The organism is Pseudomonas sp. FW305-96 (assembly GCF_058783825.1).
In genome coordinates, this window is sequence record NZ_JBYSYW010000032.1 from 1 (window position 1) to 16,285 (window position 16,285).

Sequence of the window (16,285 nt, forward strand, 5' to 3'; positions counted from 1 at the left end):
GCGTCTGCGTAGCGACAGGCAGGGGCATCGCCCGTACGCGGCACGATGGCATAGCGCACCGGCAGGATGGGCACGCGTGGGCTGCAGGCAGGGCCGGAGGTGGCGCTGCCGACGGTGGCGTCAGTCATGGTTTAGCTCCTCGCGTGAGGCCAGTGTTTGATTGGCTGGACATGAGAGGTCCTTCGGATACGGCTGTCCTTGAACGAGACGGTGCTCGTCGTTGCCTGGCATCTTGGGAGTGGCCTGTCAGCTATCGCAGCATGACGGCGTAGAGCGCCTCGATTGGGGGGGCGGGTTTTTTTGGTGCTGACGTGTTTCGGGGAACGTTCGCATAAGGTCCTCGCTGGCTGGCAATGGCCGTACCGTCGTGCAGGCCCGTGGATGGCTGTTGCAGCCAGCCACGGGCGACGGTGACGCAGACCTGAAACACTAGCGAGGAACGGATTATGGGTGGTCGACAGGGCTTCCCAAATCCGCGTAGGACGTTTCTCTGATTATCCTTTTCGGCGCTATTTGGCGGTATTCAGTTACATCTCTCAGGGGAGACGATCCGCCGCTGCCCCTCAGAGATCCAGCACCAACCGCGCCGAGCGCGCCCGCGACACGCACAGCATCATGCTCTGCTGCGCGGCCTTTTCCTCGTCGCTGAGGTATTGGTCGAAATGCTCGGCCTCGCCTTCGAGGATCGCCGTCTCGCAGGTGCCGCACACGCCTTCGCGGCACAGGCACTCGACCTTCGCTGCCTTGGACTTCTCGATGGCCTGGAGGATGGTCATGCCTTCCTCGACTTGCAGTTCGGTGCCCGACCGGGCCAGCACCACGGTGAAGGCCGCACCTGTGGCCGGCGCGGCGGCGGCGAACTGTTCCCAGTGCACCCGCGATTCGGCGATGCCAGCGGCGGCGGCGGTGGCGATCACCGCGTCGATCAGCGGCTTGGGCCCGCACACATAGAGGTGGGCGTCATCGGCCAGGCCCGCGCACAGCGCGGCGAGGTCGAGCTTGCAGTCCAGGCTGTCGATGTAGAACCGCGTGTTGCCGGCATGCGGGCCTTGTTCCAGGTCGCCCTGGAAGGCGCCGTGTTCCGGGGCGCGGAAGGCGTAGTGTAGCTCGTAGGGGGTGGCGCCCCCTTCCAGCTCGTGCAACTGCGCCAGGAACGGGGTAATGCCGATGCCGCCGGCGATCAGCACATGGCGCCCGGCATCGGCGTCCAGGGCGAACAGGTTGTTGGGGGTGGAGATGGTCAGCTCGCTGCCCACCGCGACCTGGTTGTGCATGAACGCCGAACCGCCCTTGGACTGCTCCTCGAGCCGCACGCCGATCTGGTAGCTGTGCAATTGACGCGGGTCGCTCATCAGCGAGTAGGCATTGCTGAACTGGCTGCCGCAGGGCGAGTGCATCTGCACGATCACGTGGCTGCCGCCGCTGAAGGCGGGCAGGGGGCCGCCGTCGGCGCGGGCCAGGGTGAAGCGCTTGATCTGCGGCGTGGCCTGTTCCACACCGGTCACGCGCACCTTGAACATCTCGTATTGCTTGGCCATGGCGTACCTCGACAACAAGGCCCCGCGCCAGGCCCTGGCGCGGGGCGGGGAGCTGGCGTGTATTCAGTCGTCCAGGTGGGCGACCGCGATCAGGTTGTGGAAGTGGGCGATGCCGTGCTCGCTGACGCCGCTGCGCTGGGCGTCGACCATGATTCGGCCCTGGCCACGGTAACCGCGGGACTTCAGGCCTTTCTGCACGCTCTCCACCAGCCGCAGGTCCTCGGGGCGGAACACCTCGCGGTACCAGTCGATCAGCTTGTGCTGCTCTTCGCTGAGTTCCTTGTTGAGGAAGTAGATGTCGTAGTGCTGCAGGGTGGTCTCGGCATCGACCGGGAACTCGTAGATCACGGTCATGAAGTTGGCCCCTGGCGGTACGTTGAACATGGTGCACGGCCAGGCCCAGAAGCCGGCGAAGGACGGGTCTTTCACCGACTCGTCGAAGGTGAATGACTGCTCCGACGGTTTGGCCAGGCCGTATTGCAGGGTCCAGTTGCCGTGCAGGCTGTGGCTGTACTGGCCGACGTCCACCGAATCGGAAAAGCCGGGGTGGGCCGGGGCGCAGTGGTAGCACTCCAGATAGTTGTCGACGATGGATTTCCAGTTGGCCGGAGTGTCGCTGACGAAGCGCGCGGCCAGGTGCAGGTCGTCGATCACCGCGCAGGCTTCGCGCATGCGCTTCTGCATGCCCGGCAGCTGGTCTTCGACAGAGCCTGCGTCGTTGTCCATGTTGATGAAGATGAAGCCGGCGTATTCCTCCACGCGCAGCTGCACCAGGGTGGAATTGTCCTTGTCGAAGTTGGCCACGTTCTCGCAGTTGCGCGCGTGGGCCAGCTCGCCGTCGAGCTTGAAGGTCCAGGCGTGGTATGGGCAGGTGATCACGTTCTTGGCCTTGCCGCTGCCTTCGAGCAGTTGGTGGCCACGGTGCGGGCAGACGTTGTAGAAGGCCCGCAGCACGTCGTCGCGGCCACGCACGACGATGATGCTCTCGCCGATCACCTGGCGGGTGATGTAGGCGTTCTTCTCGGCGACTTCGCTGCGGTGGCCGACGCAGATCCAGCTGCGGGCGAAGATCGCTTCCTTCTCGTGTTCGAAGACGGCGGCCTGGGTGTAGAACTTGGCCGGGAGGGTGAAGGCCTCCTCGGGGTTGGCGCAGAAGTCGGCGGGCAGGCGTTTGAAATCGTTCATGGCTCTATCTCGGTTCTTATTGGTTAACGCGTATCTGTTGGTTAACAATCTGGGCAAAAAAATTTGCCTAATGGGGGGGCAAGCCGCCCCCACCTTGTATTTCAGTGCACCACGGCAGCGCTACGCGGTGCCTGCGGCTGCGGTTCCTCACCCGCCAGGCGGGTGGCCTCTTCCTCGATGCGGTAGGCCGGCACCTGGCCGTAATCGGCCGCCAGCCACTTGAAGAACCCGTAGATCTTCACCAGCAGGATCAGCATGAACGGGATCGCGGTAAGCACCACGGCGGTCTTCATGGTCGACAGCGAGGCCTTGGCGAACAGCATGGCCAGTGGCACCAGGGTCAGCACAACGCACCAGAACAGGCGCAGGGTGGGGCTTGGGTCTTCACCTTCGCGCAGGTTGCGGGTGCTGGTGGCGGCCACGGCGTAGGCGGCGGCGTCCATGTGCGAGGCGCAGAACACCGCCATGATGAACAGATACGCGGCGAGGAACAGCGTGCCCCAGGGCAGGGCCAGCAACAGGTCGGTCACCGCGGCTTCGCCGCCCAGCGTGCCGAGCAGCTTGGGTACGTCGATCTGACCGTTGATGAACTGGTGCATGCTGTAGCTTTCCAGCGCGCCGAAGAAGAACCAGCAACCGAAGCTGCCGCCCAGCAGCAGGGCGAATACCACTTCCTTGATCAGTCGGCCACGCGACACGCGGGCGACGAACATCGCCACGCCCGGGGCGTAGGACACCCACCACAGCCAGTAGAACACCGTCCAGTTGCGGGTGAAGGCGCCGTCGCCGGCGGGGTCGGTGAACAGGCTCATCTGCACGTAGTGCTGCAGCATCAGGCCGATGGAATTGGCGGTGTTGTTCAGGGTGAACTGGGTCGGCCCGACCAGCAGGACGATGGCGGCGAATACCAGGGCGCCGATGCAGACCATCTTCGACAGGCGCTGCAGGCCGCCGTCGATGCCGATGTACGAGCTCAGCGAGAACAGCAGCGCCACCGCGCCGATCACCAGCAACTGCACGGTGAAGGTGTTGGGGGTACCGGCCAGGTCGGCAAGGCCGCGGGTCAGGGTCGAGGCGGTGAGCGCCAGCGACACGGTCAGCGCGCCCATCATGGTCAGCAGGAAGATCAGGTCGACGGCGCGGCCGACCGGGCCGGTGGCCTTGAAGCCGGTGACCGCCTCGATGATCGAGGCCAGGTTGAGGCCGCTCTTCTTGCGCACATGGAAGTGATAGGCCATGGCCAGCGAGGCCAGGGCGTAGATCGACCAGGCGCTGATGCCCCAGTGGAAGAACGAGTAGCTGACGCTGTATTCCAGAGCCTTGGCCGACATCGGCGCGATGTTCAGGCCTGGGGTCTGGTAGTAGTAGGCCCATTCCATCACGCCCCAGTACAGGGTCGAGGAACCCATGCCGGCGCAGATGAACATGAACACCCAGGTGGTGGTGGAGTATTCGGGCTTGCCGGCACCCAGGCGGATGTTGCCGTATTTGCTGAAGGCCAGGTACAGCACGGCCAGGGAACTGCCGAACACCAGTACCTGGACGCTGGTGCCGAAGGTGCGGGTGGCCACTTCGAACAGCTGGTTGGCCAGGCTTTCGGCCTGGGCAGGGAAGGCGGCAAGGCCGATCACGGTGAGCAGCACGGCCAACAGGCTCACGGCGATCAGGAACACGTCGATCTTTTTGTTATTGGGGGACATCAATTGTCTCCTGGAGCATTTTTTTTGTAGTAGGCGTCAGGCGTTGGGAAGTCCGTATCGAGGTTCTGTGTTTCCTTTCTGTTAACTAATAGATAACAAGTATCTTTTGGTTGACAGATTCTGCATTGAATTGATGTGGGTGGCAATAGGATCGTCGGACAATCCGGATGATTGGGCTGGGTTGGCGATATCGCGGGGCAAGTCGCATCGGCCCCGCGATAACCTGATGCCGAATCAGGCGCCGAGCAGCTCGGCAATGGCCTTGCCCACTTCCTGGGTCGAACGGCTGCCGCCCATGTCACGGGTGGTGTCGCCGTTGGCGATCACCGTCTCGATGGCCTTGAGGATGTCGTCGTGGGCCGCCTGGTAGCGGGCATCGTTGTTTTCCTGGCCGAGGAACTCGAGCATCAGCGCGCCGGACCAGATCATCGCGATCGGGTTGGCGATGTTCTTGCCGTAGATGTCCGGCGCCGAGCCATGCACCGGCTCGAACAGCGAGGGGAACTTGCGCTCGGGGTTGAGGTTGGCCGACGGCGCGATGCCGATGGTGCCGGCGCACGCCGGGCCGAGGTCGGAGAGGATGTCGCCGAACAGGTTGGAGGCCACCACCACGTCGAAACGCTCAGGCTGCAGCACGAAACGGGCGCAGAGGATGTCGATGTGCTGCTTGTCCCAGCTGATCTCGGGGTAGTGCGCGGCCATGGCGGCGGTGCGCTCGTCCCAGTAGGGCATGCTCACGGCCATGCCGTTGGACTTGGTCGCCGAGGTCACGTGCTTGCGCTCGCGGGTCTGCGCCACGTCGAAGGCGTACTTGAGGATGCGGTCGACGCCGCGACGGGTGAACACCGACTCCTGCAGCACGAACTCGTTGTCGGTGCCTTCGAACATGCGCCCGCCCAGGGAGGAGTATTCGCCCTCGGTATTCTCGCGGATCACCACGAAGTCGATGTCGCCGGGTTGCTTGTGCGCCAGCGGGCAGGGCACGCCGGGGAACAGGCGCACCGGGCGGATGTTCACGTACTGGTCGAAGTCGCGGCGGAACTTGAGCAGGGAGCCCCACAGCGAGATGTGGTCCGGGACCTTGTCGGGCCAGCCGACGGCGCCGAAGTACAGGGCGTCGAAGCCCTTGAGCTGGTCGAACCAGTCGTCGGGCATCATCTTGCCGTGGGCCAGGTAGTAATCGCAGCTGGCCCATTCGAAGAACTCGAACTGCAGGTCCAGGCCGTGCTTGCGGGCGGCGGCCTCGACCACGCGCAGGCCTTCGGGGAGGACTTCGTTGCCGATGCCGTCACCGGGGATGGCGGCAATCTTGAAGGTCTTGGTCATGGGGCGCATCTCGTGTCCAGGGAAGATGCAGGCCATGCTATAAGGCTGTGCTTCGGAGATAATCCGGCAATCCATCAATTCTTGGTGCACGAAACGTGAATAATTTGCCGAACCTGGATGACCTCGATATCTTCCTGCAGGTGGCCCGCCGCGCCAGCTTCGCCGCGGTGGCGGACGAGCGCGGCATGTCGGCGGCATTCATCAGCAAGCGTATTCGCCTGCTGGAGGAAAGCCTCGGCGTGCGCCTGCTGCACCGTACCACCCGGCGGGTGACGGTGAGCGAGGAGGGCGAGCGCGTGTACCAGTGGGCGCAGCAGATCTTCGAGACCCTGCGGCGCATGGACGACGACCTCAACGCCGGCCAGCGCGAGCCGGCGGGGCAACTGCGCATCGCCAGCAGCCTGGGGCTGGGGCGGCGCTTCGTGGCGCCGGCGCTGTCGGAGCTGGCGGCGCGCTACCCTGGGCTGGACATCCGCCTGGATGTGCATGACCGCCTGGTGGACCTGATCGCCGAAGGGGTGGACCTGGACATCCGCGTCGGCAACGTCATTGCCCCGCACCTGATCGCCAAACCCCTGGCACGCAACCGTCGGGTGCTGTGCGCCGCCCCTGGCTACCTGGCCGCGCATGGCACGCCGCGGGTGCTGGCCGACCTGGCCAGCCATGACTGCCTGGTGATCAAGGAGCGCGACCACCCGTTCGGCCTGTGGCACCTGGAAGGCCCCCAGGGCGAGGAAAGCGTGCGCGTCACCGGCGGGCTTTCCAGCAACCACGGCGAGGTGGCGCACCAGTGGTGCCTGGACGGGCGAGGGATCCTGCTGCGCTCCTGGTGGGACGTGCATGACAGCATCGCCGATGGGCGCCTGGTGCAGGTGCTGCCCGAGTACCAGCAGGCGGCGGATATCTGGGCGGTGTATACGGCGCCGTTGGCAGGTTCAGCCAAGGTGCGGGTGGCGGTGGAGTTCTTCCGCCAGTACTTCGCCGAGCGCTATCGCTTGCCGGATTGACCCTTCGCGGCGCCCCGCGACAAGTTGTCTGCTTGACTTGCAGAGGCACCCTACGATCGTTAACTTGACTTCGTAGTCAGTTTTTGTGATCGTGCGCGCCCTTTCAGTTTCTCAAGCACCAGAAAAAGCATGGGCAACCCAAGAGCTGCCCAGAGGATCAACCATGTCCAACCGTGATATTTCCCGGCGTTCGTTCCTGCAAGGCGGGCTGATCGCCGGTGTCGGCGTGACCATGGCGCCGCTCGGCAGCCAGGCGTTCGCCGCCCTGATGGAGAGCAAGGTCACCACCTCGCCGCAGAAGTGGATGAACCACGACGGCAAGGCGCTTTCGCGAAACGACGCGCTGTCCAAGGTCTGCGGCAACAAGGTGTTCGCCCGCGACATCCGTGCCAAGGACATGCCTGGCTGGCCGCAACAGCAAGGCCACGCCATGCTGCTCAAGGCGACCAAGGCCGACCGCATCTACGCAGGCTACGACCTGTCGCTGCTGGGCGCCGAGCTGCAGCCGGACCGCGTCGTCAGCGCCGATGACCTGAAGAAGGACGGCATCGCCTGGCCCGAGGCCCACTCGCCAGATCCATTGCTGCCGCCCGGCCAGGTACCGATGTTCATCGGCCACCCGGTGGCGATCCTGATCTGGAACGACTTCGAGCGCTTCCGCAAGGCCAAGCTCAAGCTGCAGTTCAACGACCAGGCGATCCGCTACGGCGCCCAGGCCCCGCTGTACCAGCGCGATCCTTACGGCAGCTTCCGTTTCGTGCGCGTGGCCGGCAAGACGCCGTTCGACGAGGACGAATACTCGAGCCTGAAGAACACCATGCTGTTCCCCACCATCCTGGCCCGCAAGCCGGTATGGACCGCCGAGCCCAAGCAGCACGGCACCCTCACCGAGCAGGGGATGTTCTACGCCCAGCGTATCGACGAGCAGCTCAAGCAGCCGCCGGAAGACTGGCTGCTGTTCGACGAGCGTTACAAGACCCCGTCGATCGAGCCCGCAGCCCTCGAGCCGGACAACGGCAACGGCTGGTTCGACCCGGCCACCGGCACCCTGCATTTCGTCGTCGCCACCCAGTGCCCGTTCGAAGTGGCGCAGGAATGCGTGCACATGATCAAGCCGTCGCGTTTCGGCCTGAAGCACCTGAACATGCACCCGGGCTACACCGTCGGCTACGGCTCCAAGGACAACAACATCTTCGTGTTCTACGCCGCTGTCGCCGCCCTGTACGGCGCGGGCGTGCCGATCCGCCTGGCCAACGACCGCTACGAGCAGTTCCAGAGCGGCATCAAGCGTCACCCGTTCGACATCCGCTACCAGCTGGCCGTCGACAAGAAGGACATGAGCTTCAAGATCTTCCGCGCCGACATGACCGTCGACGGCGGCGGGCGCATCAACTACAGCCCGTCGGTGGCTTCGGTGGGCGCCACCGCCGCGCAGTCGATCTACTACATGCCGCAGAACGACCTGTCGGTCACCGCCTACCACTCGCGCGGCGTCGAGGCCGGCTCCATGCGCGGCTACGGCACCCTGCAGAGCATGGCCGCCACCGAGATGATGGTCGACGAGATCGCCGACCGCCTGGGCGTGGATGCCATCGAACTGCGCCGCAAGAACGCCCTCAAGTCGGGCATGAAGAACACCCAGGGCGCGGTGCCCGCCGGTGCCCTGCGCCTGCACGAGATCCTCGACAAGGCCGCGGAACACGACTGGTGGAAGAACCGCCATGCGCGCAAGCAGGCCGAAGACGCCAAGGACCACGACAACTGGTACGGCGTGGGCTTCGCCATCACCCAGAAGGACTTCGGCACCGGTGCCGAAGCGCCGATGGCGGCGGTCGAGTTCACTGCCGATGGCCAGATTACTTTGCGCCATATCGGCACCGAGCTGGGCACCGGCATGTCGACCTCCCAGGCCCTGGTGGTCAGCGACTTCCTCGGCCGCGTCGCCGATCACGTGCAGACCGCCCAGACCGAATGGCCTGAGCTGCAACTGAGCACCAGCGGCAACCCCTACCTGATCAGCCAGGCCGAGCAGGACGCCGCGCTGCGCAACCCGCGCTGGGTCGCCAAGCTGGCTTCGCCGTCGTCGGCGACCAACTCGGCGTTCTACTTCAGCCACGCCACCCGCGAGGCGGCCCGGGTGCTGTTCAACCACGGCCTGTGGCCGGCGGCCATGGCCTTGTGGAGCCAGGGCCCGTTCGGCGGCCAGGCCAACCCGTTGGTGGTGCGCCGCGAGAACGCGGTGTGGGTCAACGGTGCGCTGACTGGCAACGGCCTGGAGCCGATCCCGTTCGCGGAGCTTGCGAAGAAGGCCCACGAGATGGGCCTGATTACCGGCGTCAGCGTGCATGGCTTCAACCGCTGGAGCTGGGCCGAGGCCGACTTCGTCATCGACGGCGTGCGCGAGCGCCTGCCGCTCGATGCCCTGGCGGTGAAGTACGGTGACGGTGCGCTGAACGCGAAGAAGGCGCAGATGAACAGCGCCGGCTTCCACCTGCTCGACCGGCAGAACGCCGAGTACCCGGCCACCCAGCTGAACAACGCCATGGTCACCTACTACAGCCCGGTGGCGACCATCGTCGAGGTCAAGGTGAACAAGGGCAGTGGCGAGGTCACAGTACTCAACCATCACAGCTGGGTCGAGTGCGGCCGGGTGTTGGTGCCCGAGCTGGTCAAGGGCCAGCTCGAAGGCGGTATCGCCATGGGTATCGGCCATGCGCTGCTGGAAGAGATGCCGCTGTACGAGGGTGGCCCGGGCGAGGGCGACTGGAACTTCAACCGTTACCGCCTGCCGATGGCCCGGCATGTGGCGGTGTGGAAGCAGACGTCCGAGATCCTGCCGCCGCTGTCGCCGACCGACCCGTCCAAGGGCATCGCCGAGGTGGTGATGATCCCGGTGGTCGGCGCCATCGGCAACGCCGTGGCTCATGCCATTGGCAAGCGTGTCCGCGACCTGCCCATCACCCCCGCCCGCGTCAAGGAGGCCCTCAATGGCTGACCGCAAGCTGCAACTGACCCTCAACGGTCAACCTGTCGTCACCGAGGTGGTCCCCGATGACCTGGCGATGATCGACTACCTGCACGAATACCAGAACCTCACAGGCTCGCGCCTGGGCTGCGGGCAGGGCATCTGCCACGCCTGCGTGGTGATCGTCGACAACCCCGACGGCACCAGCGAGGAAGTGCGCACCTGCATCACCGGCGCGCACTATTTCGAGGGCAAGCAAGTGCGCACCATCGAAGGCCACGCCAAACGCGACGAAGCGGGCAACCCCACCGAGTTGAACCCGATCCAGCAGAAGTTCGTCGACCGCTTCGCCTTCCAGTGCAGCTACTGCGCCCCGGGCTTCGTCAACGCCGCCACGGTGCTGGTGGAGAAGGCCCAGCGCAAGCCGCTGAAAAAAAGCGAGCTGGAGCAGGCCATCGAAGCCAGCCTCGGCCATCATGTGTGCCGCTGCACTGGCTATGTGCGTTACTACGAGGCGACCCGCGACGTGCTGGGCGACCTCGGCCTGGTCAAGGAGGGTTGAGCATGACGCGAGTTCTGAGCAGCCTCGCCCTGGCCATTGGCGCGCTGGTCGCCTGCAATGTCCAGGCGGCCGATGAGGCATTGATCAAGCGCGGCGAATACCTCGCCCGCGCCGCCGACTGCATGGCCTGCCACACCGCCGAGGGCGGCGCGCCCTACGCTGGCGGTCTGCCGATCCATTCGCCGTTCGGCACCATCTACGGCACCAACATCACCCCGGACAAGCAGCACGGCATCGGCAACTACAGCAGCGACGAGTTCTTCGCCGCCCTCACCGAGGGCAAGCGCAAGGACGGCGCCAATCTCTACCCGGCCATGCCCTACACCTCGTACCACCTGATCAAGCGCGAGGATTCCGATGCGATCCACGCCTACCTGATGAGCGTGGCGCCGATCAACCGGCCGGCGCCGGAAACCAGCCTGAGCTTCCCGTTCAACGTGCGCACCGGCCTGATGGGCTGGAACCTGCTGTACGGCAAGAGCGTGCAGCTGGAGGAGGGCAAGGGCAACAGCGAGGCCTGGAAGCGTGGCCAGTACATGGTCGAAGTGCTCGGCCATTGCGGCGAGTGCCACACCCCGCGCAACCCCATCGGCGCACTGCAGCAGGACAAACGCCTGACCGGCGGCCTGCTGCTGGGCTATCTGGCGCCGAGCCTGCTGGCCCAGGACCTGGCCGACCGCGGTTGGAACCAGGCCGACCTGGCGACCTTCCTCAAGCACGGTATCAGTGCCCAGGGCAGCATGTTCAACGAGATGTACCCGGTGGTGCACCACAGCACCCAGCACCTCGAAGACAGCGACCTGTCGGCCATGGCCACCTACCTGCTCGGCGACCAGCCGCCGGCGGCCAAGGTGGTGCAGGCGGTGGCCCATGAAACCCTGGGCGAGAGCGCCAAGCGTGGCCGCCAGCAGTACCTCAATGTCTGCGCCGGTTGCCACGGCGGCGATGGCGAGGGCAAGCCGCACATTGCCGTGGCCATGCAGGGCAATACCGTGCTGCGCCAGGCCGACTCGCGCAACCTGGTCAAGGCCATCGTCGACGGCATCCGCGAACAGCAGTTCACCGGTTTCGAGCGCATGCAGCCGATGCCGGGCTTTGCCGACAAGCTTGACGACCAGCAGCTGACCGACATGGTCAACTACCTGCGTGAAGCCTGGGGCGGCCTGCCGGGCGACCTGACCACCCAGCAGCTGGCACAGCTGAAGGCGGACTGACCCGTGCAGCATCTCGACCTGCAGGTGGTGCGCCAGGCGGCGCAATGGTCGCGCGACGGGCTGCGCGTGTGGCTGTGCAGTGTGCTGTGCACCTATGGCTCGGCGCCGCGCGCGCCGGGCTCGCTGCTGGCGGTGAGCGAGGGCGGGCACTGGGTTGGATCGCTGTCGGGCGGCTGTGTCGAGGATGACTTCCTCGAGCGCGTCGCCGCCGGCGAGTTCGCCACGGCGGTTGCCGTGGTGCGCTACGGCGACGGCAGCGACACCCGCGGCAACATTCGCCTGCCGTGCGGCGGCATTCTCGACGTGCTGGTGGAGAACCTGCCCGGCGACTGCGCCACCCAGGCGCATCTTGCCGAGCTGGAAAGCGCCTTGCTCGGGCGTCGGCGGCTGTTGCGCGAGGTCGACCTGCGCAGCGGTGAACGGAGGCTGAGCGATGACCTCGGCCAGGGGCCACGGGTGGAGCGTGGCGAGCATTGCGTGCGCCTGCGCATCGGCGCCGCCCAGCGCCTGTTGCTGGCGGGGTACTCGAGCGTCGCGCATTTCTGCGCCGAATTCGGCAAGGGCCTGGGTTTCGAGGTGGTGCTGTGCGACCCTCGCGACGAGGTGATGGACAACGTGGCGCTGGACGGGATAGAAATCCGTCGGGAACTGCCTTCGCTGTTCATCGCCAACGGCGGCTGCCATCGCGACACCGCGGTGGTGGCGCTCACCCACGACCCCAAGATCGATGACCTGGCCATGCTCGAAGCGGTGCGTACCGAAGCGTTCTACATCGGTGTGATGGGTTCACAGGCCACGTCGGCGAAGCGTCGTGAGCGCCTGCGCCGCATCGGCGAGCTCGGTGATGCCGATATGGCGCGCATTCATGCGCCGATCGGCCTGAACCTGGGCAGCAAGACGCCGGCGGAGATCGCCCTGGCGGTGCTCGCCGATATCCTGCGGACCCGCAGCGGCATCGCCCGCGAGGCCTTGTGAAGGTCGTCGCCCTGGTGCTCGCGGCCGGGCAGGGCGCGCGCTTCGGCGCGGACAAGCGCCAGGCCCTGATGGCCGATGGGCGCAGCCTGCTGCAGCACAGCGTGGAGCGCGCCCTGGCGGCGTTCGACGAGGTGCGCGTGGTGCTGCGCGCTGGCGAGCGGGCCGAGGACCTTGGGTTGCCGTCGGCCTGCCGGGTCGTCCACAGCCCCGAGGCCGATCTGGGCATGGGTCATAGCCTGGCGGCTGGCGCGGTGTCGCTGGGTGACAGCGAGGCGCAGGCGGTGGCGATCCTGCTCGGGGACATGCCATGGATCGGGGCGGCGACCTTCCGTCGTCTGCTCGCCTCGGCGGCGCCCTCGGTCATCGTGGTACCGCGTCATCAGGGACAGAACGGCCATCCGGTGGTGTTCGGCCGGGATTACTGGGGCGAGCTTGGCCAGTTGTCTGGCGATGAAGGGGCGCGCTCGGTGCTGCGACGGCATGCGAACAGCGTTTTGCTGCTGGAACTGCAGGACTGCGGCGTGCTGCGCGACGTCGATACGCCCTCGGCGCTCGGCTAGACTGCCCTGGGGCTGCCCCGTCAGCGACGCCAGCGTTGAGGGAAAACCCTCATTGCCGCTCATCCGGCGGCCTCCTAGCATGGATCCGGTTACCTACCCCAGGCACAGGAGCACAACCATGACCAGCCCCAACGACGACAAACGCCCAACCCCCGACCCGGCCGAGGACAACGCCTTCTTCCCTTCGCCGTATTCCCTCAGCCAGTTCACCTCGCGCAAGTCCGACCTTAGCGGCGCCGACTATCCCGACGCCTACCGTGGCGGACGCTGGAAGGTCCTGCTGATCGGCGCCGACGAGCGCTACCTGCTCACCGACAACGGCACGCTGTTCTCCACCGGCAACCACCCGGTGGAAACCCTGCTGCCGATGTACCACCTGGACAAGGCCGGTTTTACCTTCGACGTCGCGACCTTGTCGGGCAACCCGGTCAAGTTCGAGTACTGGGCCATGCCCGGCGAGGACACCGAGGTGCTGGGCCTGTTCGATCGCTACAAGCCAGCGTTCAAGCAGCCGCGCAAGCTCGCCGATGTGCTGGAACAGGCCCTGGGTGAGGACTCGGACTATATCGGGGTGTTCATCCCGGGCGGCCACGGCGCGCTGATCGGCCTGCCGGAAAGCGAGGAGGTCGGGCGAGTGCTGAAATGGGCGGCGGACCACGACAAGTTCGTCATCACCCTGTGCCACGGCCCGGCGGCGCTGCTGGCCGGCGGCAAGCTCTACGACGGCTACAGGATCTGCGCCTTCCCTGACGATCTGGATGCCAAGACCCCGGACATCGGCTACATGCCCGGCCACCTGACCTGGAAGTTCGGCGAACGCCTGCAGGCCCAGGGCGTCGAGATCATCAACGAGGGTATCTCTGGTGCCGTCCATCAGGACCGCAAGCTGCTGACCGGCGACAGTCCGTTGGCCGGCAATGCCCTGGGCAAGCTGGCCGCCTCGGCGTTGCTCAAGGCAGTCAACGGCGGATGAGGGACCTGCCGTTCGATCAGGTGGTGCAAGCTGTCCAGCGGATCGCGCAGGCCACCGACCTGGCGGATATCCAGTCGGCCGTGCGCAATGTCGCCCGGCCGCTGGGCTATGACCGCTTCGTGCTGTTCAGCGCCAGCGCTGCGCGGGACGAGGTGGTCGAGCGTATCCATTGGGTGGAGGGGGGCTGGTTCGGCGATGGCCAGGCGATCGACGCCCAGACTGACTCAGCCCTTGTGCGTGACGTTCAGCACCACCTTGCCGATATGCCGGCCCGACTCCATCAATTCATGGGCCTGGCTGGCCGCGGCCAGCGGGAAGGTGGCGTGGATCAGCGGCCTGACCGCGCCGCTGCGTACATGGGGCCAGGCCTTGGACTGCAGCTCGCCGAGGATCGCCGCCTTGTCGTCGGCGCTGCGCGCGCGCAGGGTCGAGCCGATATGGGTCAGGCGCTTGGTCAGCAGCGGGAACAGGTCAACCTCGGTGGCCGGGCCCTTGACCACGCCGATCTGCACGATGCGCCCGTCCATGGCGGCGGCCCTGAAGTTCCGTGCCACGTAGTCGCCGGCAATGATGTCGACGATCACATCCACGCCCTTGCCATCGGTGTGCGCCATGACTTGCTCGACGAAGTCCTCGCGGGTGTAGTCGATGGCCACGTCGGCGCCCAGTTCCAGGCTGGCGGCCTGTTGCCCGGCGCCATTGACCGTGGTGAAGATCTTCGCCGCGCCGAAGGCCCGGGCCAGCTGCGTCGCGGTCGTGCCGATGCCCGACGCGCCACCATGGATCAGCACGCTCTCACCGGCCTTGAAGCCGCCGCGCTGGAACAGGTTGACCCACACGGTCATGAAGGTTTCCGGCAGCGCCGCGCCCTCGACCATCGACAGGTTTTCCGGCAGGTGCGCGGTGGTGCGTTCGTCGGCCACGGCGTACTCGGCATAACCACCGCCCTGCACCAGGGCGATCACGGCATCGCCGAGGGCAAAGTGACGGACCTGCTCGCCGATGGCCACCACCTTGCCGGCGATCTCCAGGCCCGGGATGGCCGGCGCGCCGGCGGGTGGATCGTACAGGCCCTTGCGCTGCAGCAGGTCGGGGCCGTTGACGCCGGCGGCATGCACCTGCACCAGCACCTCGCGCGGGCCTGGCGGGGGCGTGGCATGGCTGGCGACCTGCAGGACCTCGGGGCCGCCTGGCCGGGTGATGTCGATGGCGCTCATTTGGCTGGGGATGATGTGACGCATGAAGACCTCTGTCATTCTGAAGAAAGGCCGTGCCGGCCCGTTGCGTCACAGGGTATGCAACCCGGGTTGCCGGGTCGCGCGGCGATTTTGCGACGCACCTTTGCAGATTTTCTTCAGCCGGCAGTGACTGCGCTGAATCAGGAGTGGACCAATGAACTGGGATGATGCCCGCATGCTGCTGGCCTTGAGCCGCGAACAGACCCTGCGCCGCGCCGCCCGGGTGCTGCGCGTTGACCAGGCCACGGTGGGCCGGCGAGTGGCGGCGCTGGAGGCGGACCTGGGCTCGACCCTGTTCCTGCGTACGCCGGCCGGCTACCAGTTGACCGCCATCGGCGAGGTGGCCGTGGAACTGGCGCAGAAGATGGAACAGGCCGCCCTGGAGCTGGCCCGCCGAACCCGTGGCGCCGACAACGAGGAGGCCGGCGAGGTGCGCATCGCCACTACCGACTCCCTGGCCCTGGAGTTCGTCATCCCGGCGCTGCGGCAGGTACACGAGACCCATCCCGAGGTGCGCGTGGTGCTCAGTGGCAGTTCGGAGATCGTCAACCTGTCGCAACGCGAAACCGACATCGCCATCCGCAACCAGCGCCCGGACAGCCCCGACCTGGTGCTGCGCAAGCTGGCCAGCTGGCAGATGGGCCTGTTCGCCTCGGCGGATTACCTGGCGCGGCGGGGCGTGCCGGAGGAGGGCAGCTTTGCCGGCCACGACTTGGTGGTGTACGAGCCGTATTGGCGCGACCGCGCCGAACCGACCCTGGTGGACGTGCCCATGGGCGAAGGGCGGGTGGTGATGGCGGCCAACGCCAGCATGATGCTGCGCCGCGGCATCGCCGAAGGCCTGGGCCTGGGGGAGATCCCGGTGGAACTGGGGCAGCGGGACGGCTTGCGGCGAGTCTGGCCGCAGCGTACGCGCAGCCAGCCCTACGAGGTGTGGATGGTCACCCACCAGGACCTGCGCCACACGGCGCGGGTGCGCGCGGTGATCGACCAGTTGGTGCGGGCGTTTGCCGGGCCAAGCACCATAAGGCCCCTGTAAGCG

13 protein-coding genes are annotated in these 16,285 nt (G+C 66.2%); 8 read left to right on the plus strand and 5 right to left on the minus strand.

Going from position 1 to position 16,285, the window contains the following annotated elements:
* Window positions 1-563: 563 nt before the first annotated feature.
* From AC3WL2_RS20550 to AC3WL2_RS20565, 4 genes are all read right to left on the minus strand, one after another.
* Window positions 564-1,538, minus strand: a complete 975-nt coding sequence (locus tag AC3WL2_RS20550; RefSeq protein ID WP_102684033.1) for a PDR/VanB family oxidoreductase — start codon at window positions 1,536-1,538, stop codon at window positions 564-566.
* 63 nt (window positions 1,539-1,601) lie between these two features.
* Window positions 1,602-2,723: an aromatic ring-hydroxylating oxygenase subunit alpha gene (locus AC3WL2_RS20555; protein ID WP_038705911.1), complete on the minus strand. Its 1,122-nt coding sequence runs from the start codon at window positions 2,721-2,723 to the stop codon at window positions 1,602-1,604.
* Window positions 2,724-2,824: 101 nt separating this feature from the next.
* The gene (locus AC3WL2_RS20560; RefSeq protein ID WP_102684032.1) at window positions 2,825-4,423 is read right to left on the minus strand and encodes a BCCT family transporter; all 1,599 of its coding nucleotides are present in this window, start codon (window positions 4,421-4,423) and stop codon (window positions 2,825-2,827) included.
* A 234-nt stretch (window positions 4,424-4,657) separates the two neighbouring features.
* Window positions 4,658-5,749 carry a tartrate dehydrogenase gene (locus tag AC3WL2_RS20565; protein ID WP_102684031.1) on the minus strand — a complete coding sequence of 364 codons (1,092 nt, stop codon included), beginning with the start codon at window positions 5,747-5,749 and terminating at the stop codon, window positions 4,658-4,660.
* A gap of 95 nt (window positions 5,750-5,844) precedes the next feature.
* Here AC3WL2_RS20565 and AC3WL2_RS20570 point away from each other — a divergent pair, with 95 nt between their 5' ends.
* From AC3WL2_RS20570 to hchA, 7 genes are all read left to right on the plus strand, one after another.
* A complete protein-coding gene (locus AC3WL2_RS20570) occupies window positions 5,845-6,756 on the plus strand; it encodes a LysR substrate-binding domain-containing protein (protein ID WP_046855980.1) in 912 nt (303 codons plus the stop codon).
* Between the two features lie 163 nt (window positions 6,757-6,919).
* The gene (locus tag AC3WL2_RS20575) at window positions 6,920-9,751 is read left to right on the plus strand and encodes a xanthine dehydrogenase family protein molybdopterin-binding subunit (RefSeq protein ID WP_102684030.1); all 2,832 of its coding nucleotides are present in this window, start codon (window positions 6,920-6,922) and stop codon (window positions 9,749-9,751) included.
* Complete coding sequence (locus AC3WL2_RS20580; RefSeq protein WP_102684029.1) at window positions 9,744-10,283, plus strand: (2Fe-2S)-binding protein; 540 nt, start codon at window positions 9,744-9,746, stop codon at window positions 10,281-10,283. The genes AC3WL2_RS20575 and AC3WL2_RS20580 overlap by 8 nt, the downstream gene beginning before the upstream one ends.
* A gap of 2 nt (window positions 10,284-10,285) precedes the next feature.
* Window positions 10,286-11,497: a cytochrome c gene (locus tag AC3WL2_RS20585; RefSeq protein ID WP_038705916.1), complete on the plus strand. Its 1,212-nt coding sequence runs from the start codon at window positions 10,286-10,288 to the stop codon at window positions 11,495-11,497.
* 3 nt (window positions 11,498-11,500) lie between these two features.
* The gene (locus AC3WL2_RS20590; protein WP_094011103.1) at window positions 11,501-12,472 is read left to right on the plus strand and encodes an XdhC family protein; all 972 of its coding nucleotides are present in this window, start codon (window positions 11,501-11,503) and stop codon (window positions 12,470-12,472) included.
* Window positions 12,469-13,032 carry a nucleotidyltransferase family protein gene (locus AC3WL2_RS20595; RefSeq protein WP_102684028.1) on the plus strand — a complete coding sequence of 188 codons (564 nt, stop codon included), beginning with the start codon at window positions 12,469-12,471 and terminating at the stop codon, window positions 13,030-13,032. Before AC3WL2_RS20590 ends, AC3WL2_RS20595 begins: the two co-directional genes overlap by 4 nt.
* A gap of 118 nt (window positions 13,033-13,150) precedes the next feature.
* Window positions 13,151-14,005, plus strand: a complete 855-nt coding sequence (gene hchA, locus AC3WL2_RS20600) for a glyoxalase III HchA (protein WP_102684027.1) — start codon at window positions 13,151-13,153, stop codon at window positions 14,003-14,005.
* A gap of 224 nt (window positions 14,006-14,229) precedes the next feature.
* Here the strand turns inward: hchA and AC3WL2_RS20605 are convergent, their stop codons facing one another.
* A complete protein-coding gene (locus AC3WL2_RS20605; protein ID WP_102684036.1) occupies window positions 14,230-15,222 on the minus strand; it encodes an NAD(P)H-quinone oxidoreductase in 993 nt (330 codons plus the stop codon).
* A gap of 175 nt (window positions 15,223-15,397) precedes the next feature.
* On the opposite strand from AC3WL2_RS20605, the gene AC3WL2_RS20610 reads away from it, so the two are divergent.
* Entirely contained in the window at window positions 15,398-16,282 is an 885-nt protein-coding gene (locus AC3WL2_RS20610) for a LysR family transcriptional regulator (protein WP_102684026.1), read from the plus strand.
* Window positions 16,283-16,285 lie beyond the last annotated feature (3 nt).

Excerpts from the sequence above, each read along its gene's own strand:
- AC3WL2_RS20550 (WP_102684033.1), bottom strand. The coding sequence starts at position 1,538 with ATGGCCAAGCAATACGAGATGTTCAAGGTGCGCGTGACCGGTGTGGAA.
- AC3WL2_RS20555 (WP_038705911.1), bottom strand. The coding sequence starts at position 2,723 with ATGAACGATTTCAAACGCCTGCCCGCCGACTTCTGCGCCAACCCCGAG.
- AC3WL2_RS20560 (WP_102684032.1), bottom strand. The coding sequence starts at position 4,423 with ATGTCCCCCAATAACAAAAAGATCGACGTGTTCCTGATCGCCGTGAGC.
- AC3WL2_RS20565 (WP_102684031.1), bottom strand. The coding sequence starts at position 5,749 with ATGACCAAGACCTTCAAGATTGCCGCCATCCCCGGTGACGGCATCGGC.
- AC3WL2_RS20575 (WP_102684030.1), top strand. The coding sequence starts at position 6,920 with ATGTCCAACCGTGATATTTCCCGGCGTTCGTTCCTGCAAGGCGGGCTG.
- AC3WL2_RS20580 (WP_102684029.1), top strand. The coding sequence starts at position 9,744 with ATGGCTGACCGCAAGCTGCAACTGACCCTCAACGGTCAACCTGTCGTC.
- AC3WL2_RS20585 (WP_038705916.1), top strand. The coding sequence starts at position 10,286 with ATGACGCGAGTTCTGAGCAGCCTCGCCCTGGCCATTGGCGCGCTGGTC.
- hchA (WP_102684027.1), top strand. The coding sequence starts at position 13,151 with ATGACCAGCCCCAACGACGACAAACGCCCAACCCCCGACCCGGCCGAG.
- AC3WL2_RS20605 (WP_102684036.1), bottom strand. The coding sequence starts at position 15,222 with ATGAGCGCCATCGACATCACCCGGCCAGGCGGCCCCGAGGTCCTGCAG.
- AC3WL2_RS20610 (WP_102684026.1), top strand. The coding sequence starts at position 15,398 with ATGAACTGGGATGATGCCCGCATGCTGCTGGCCTTGAGCCGCGAACAG.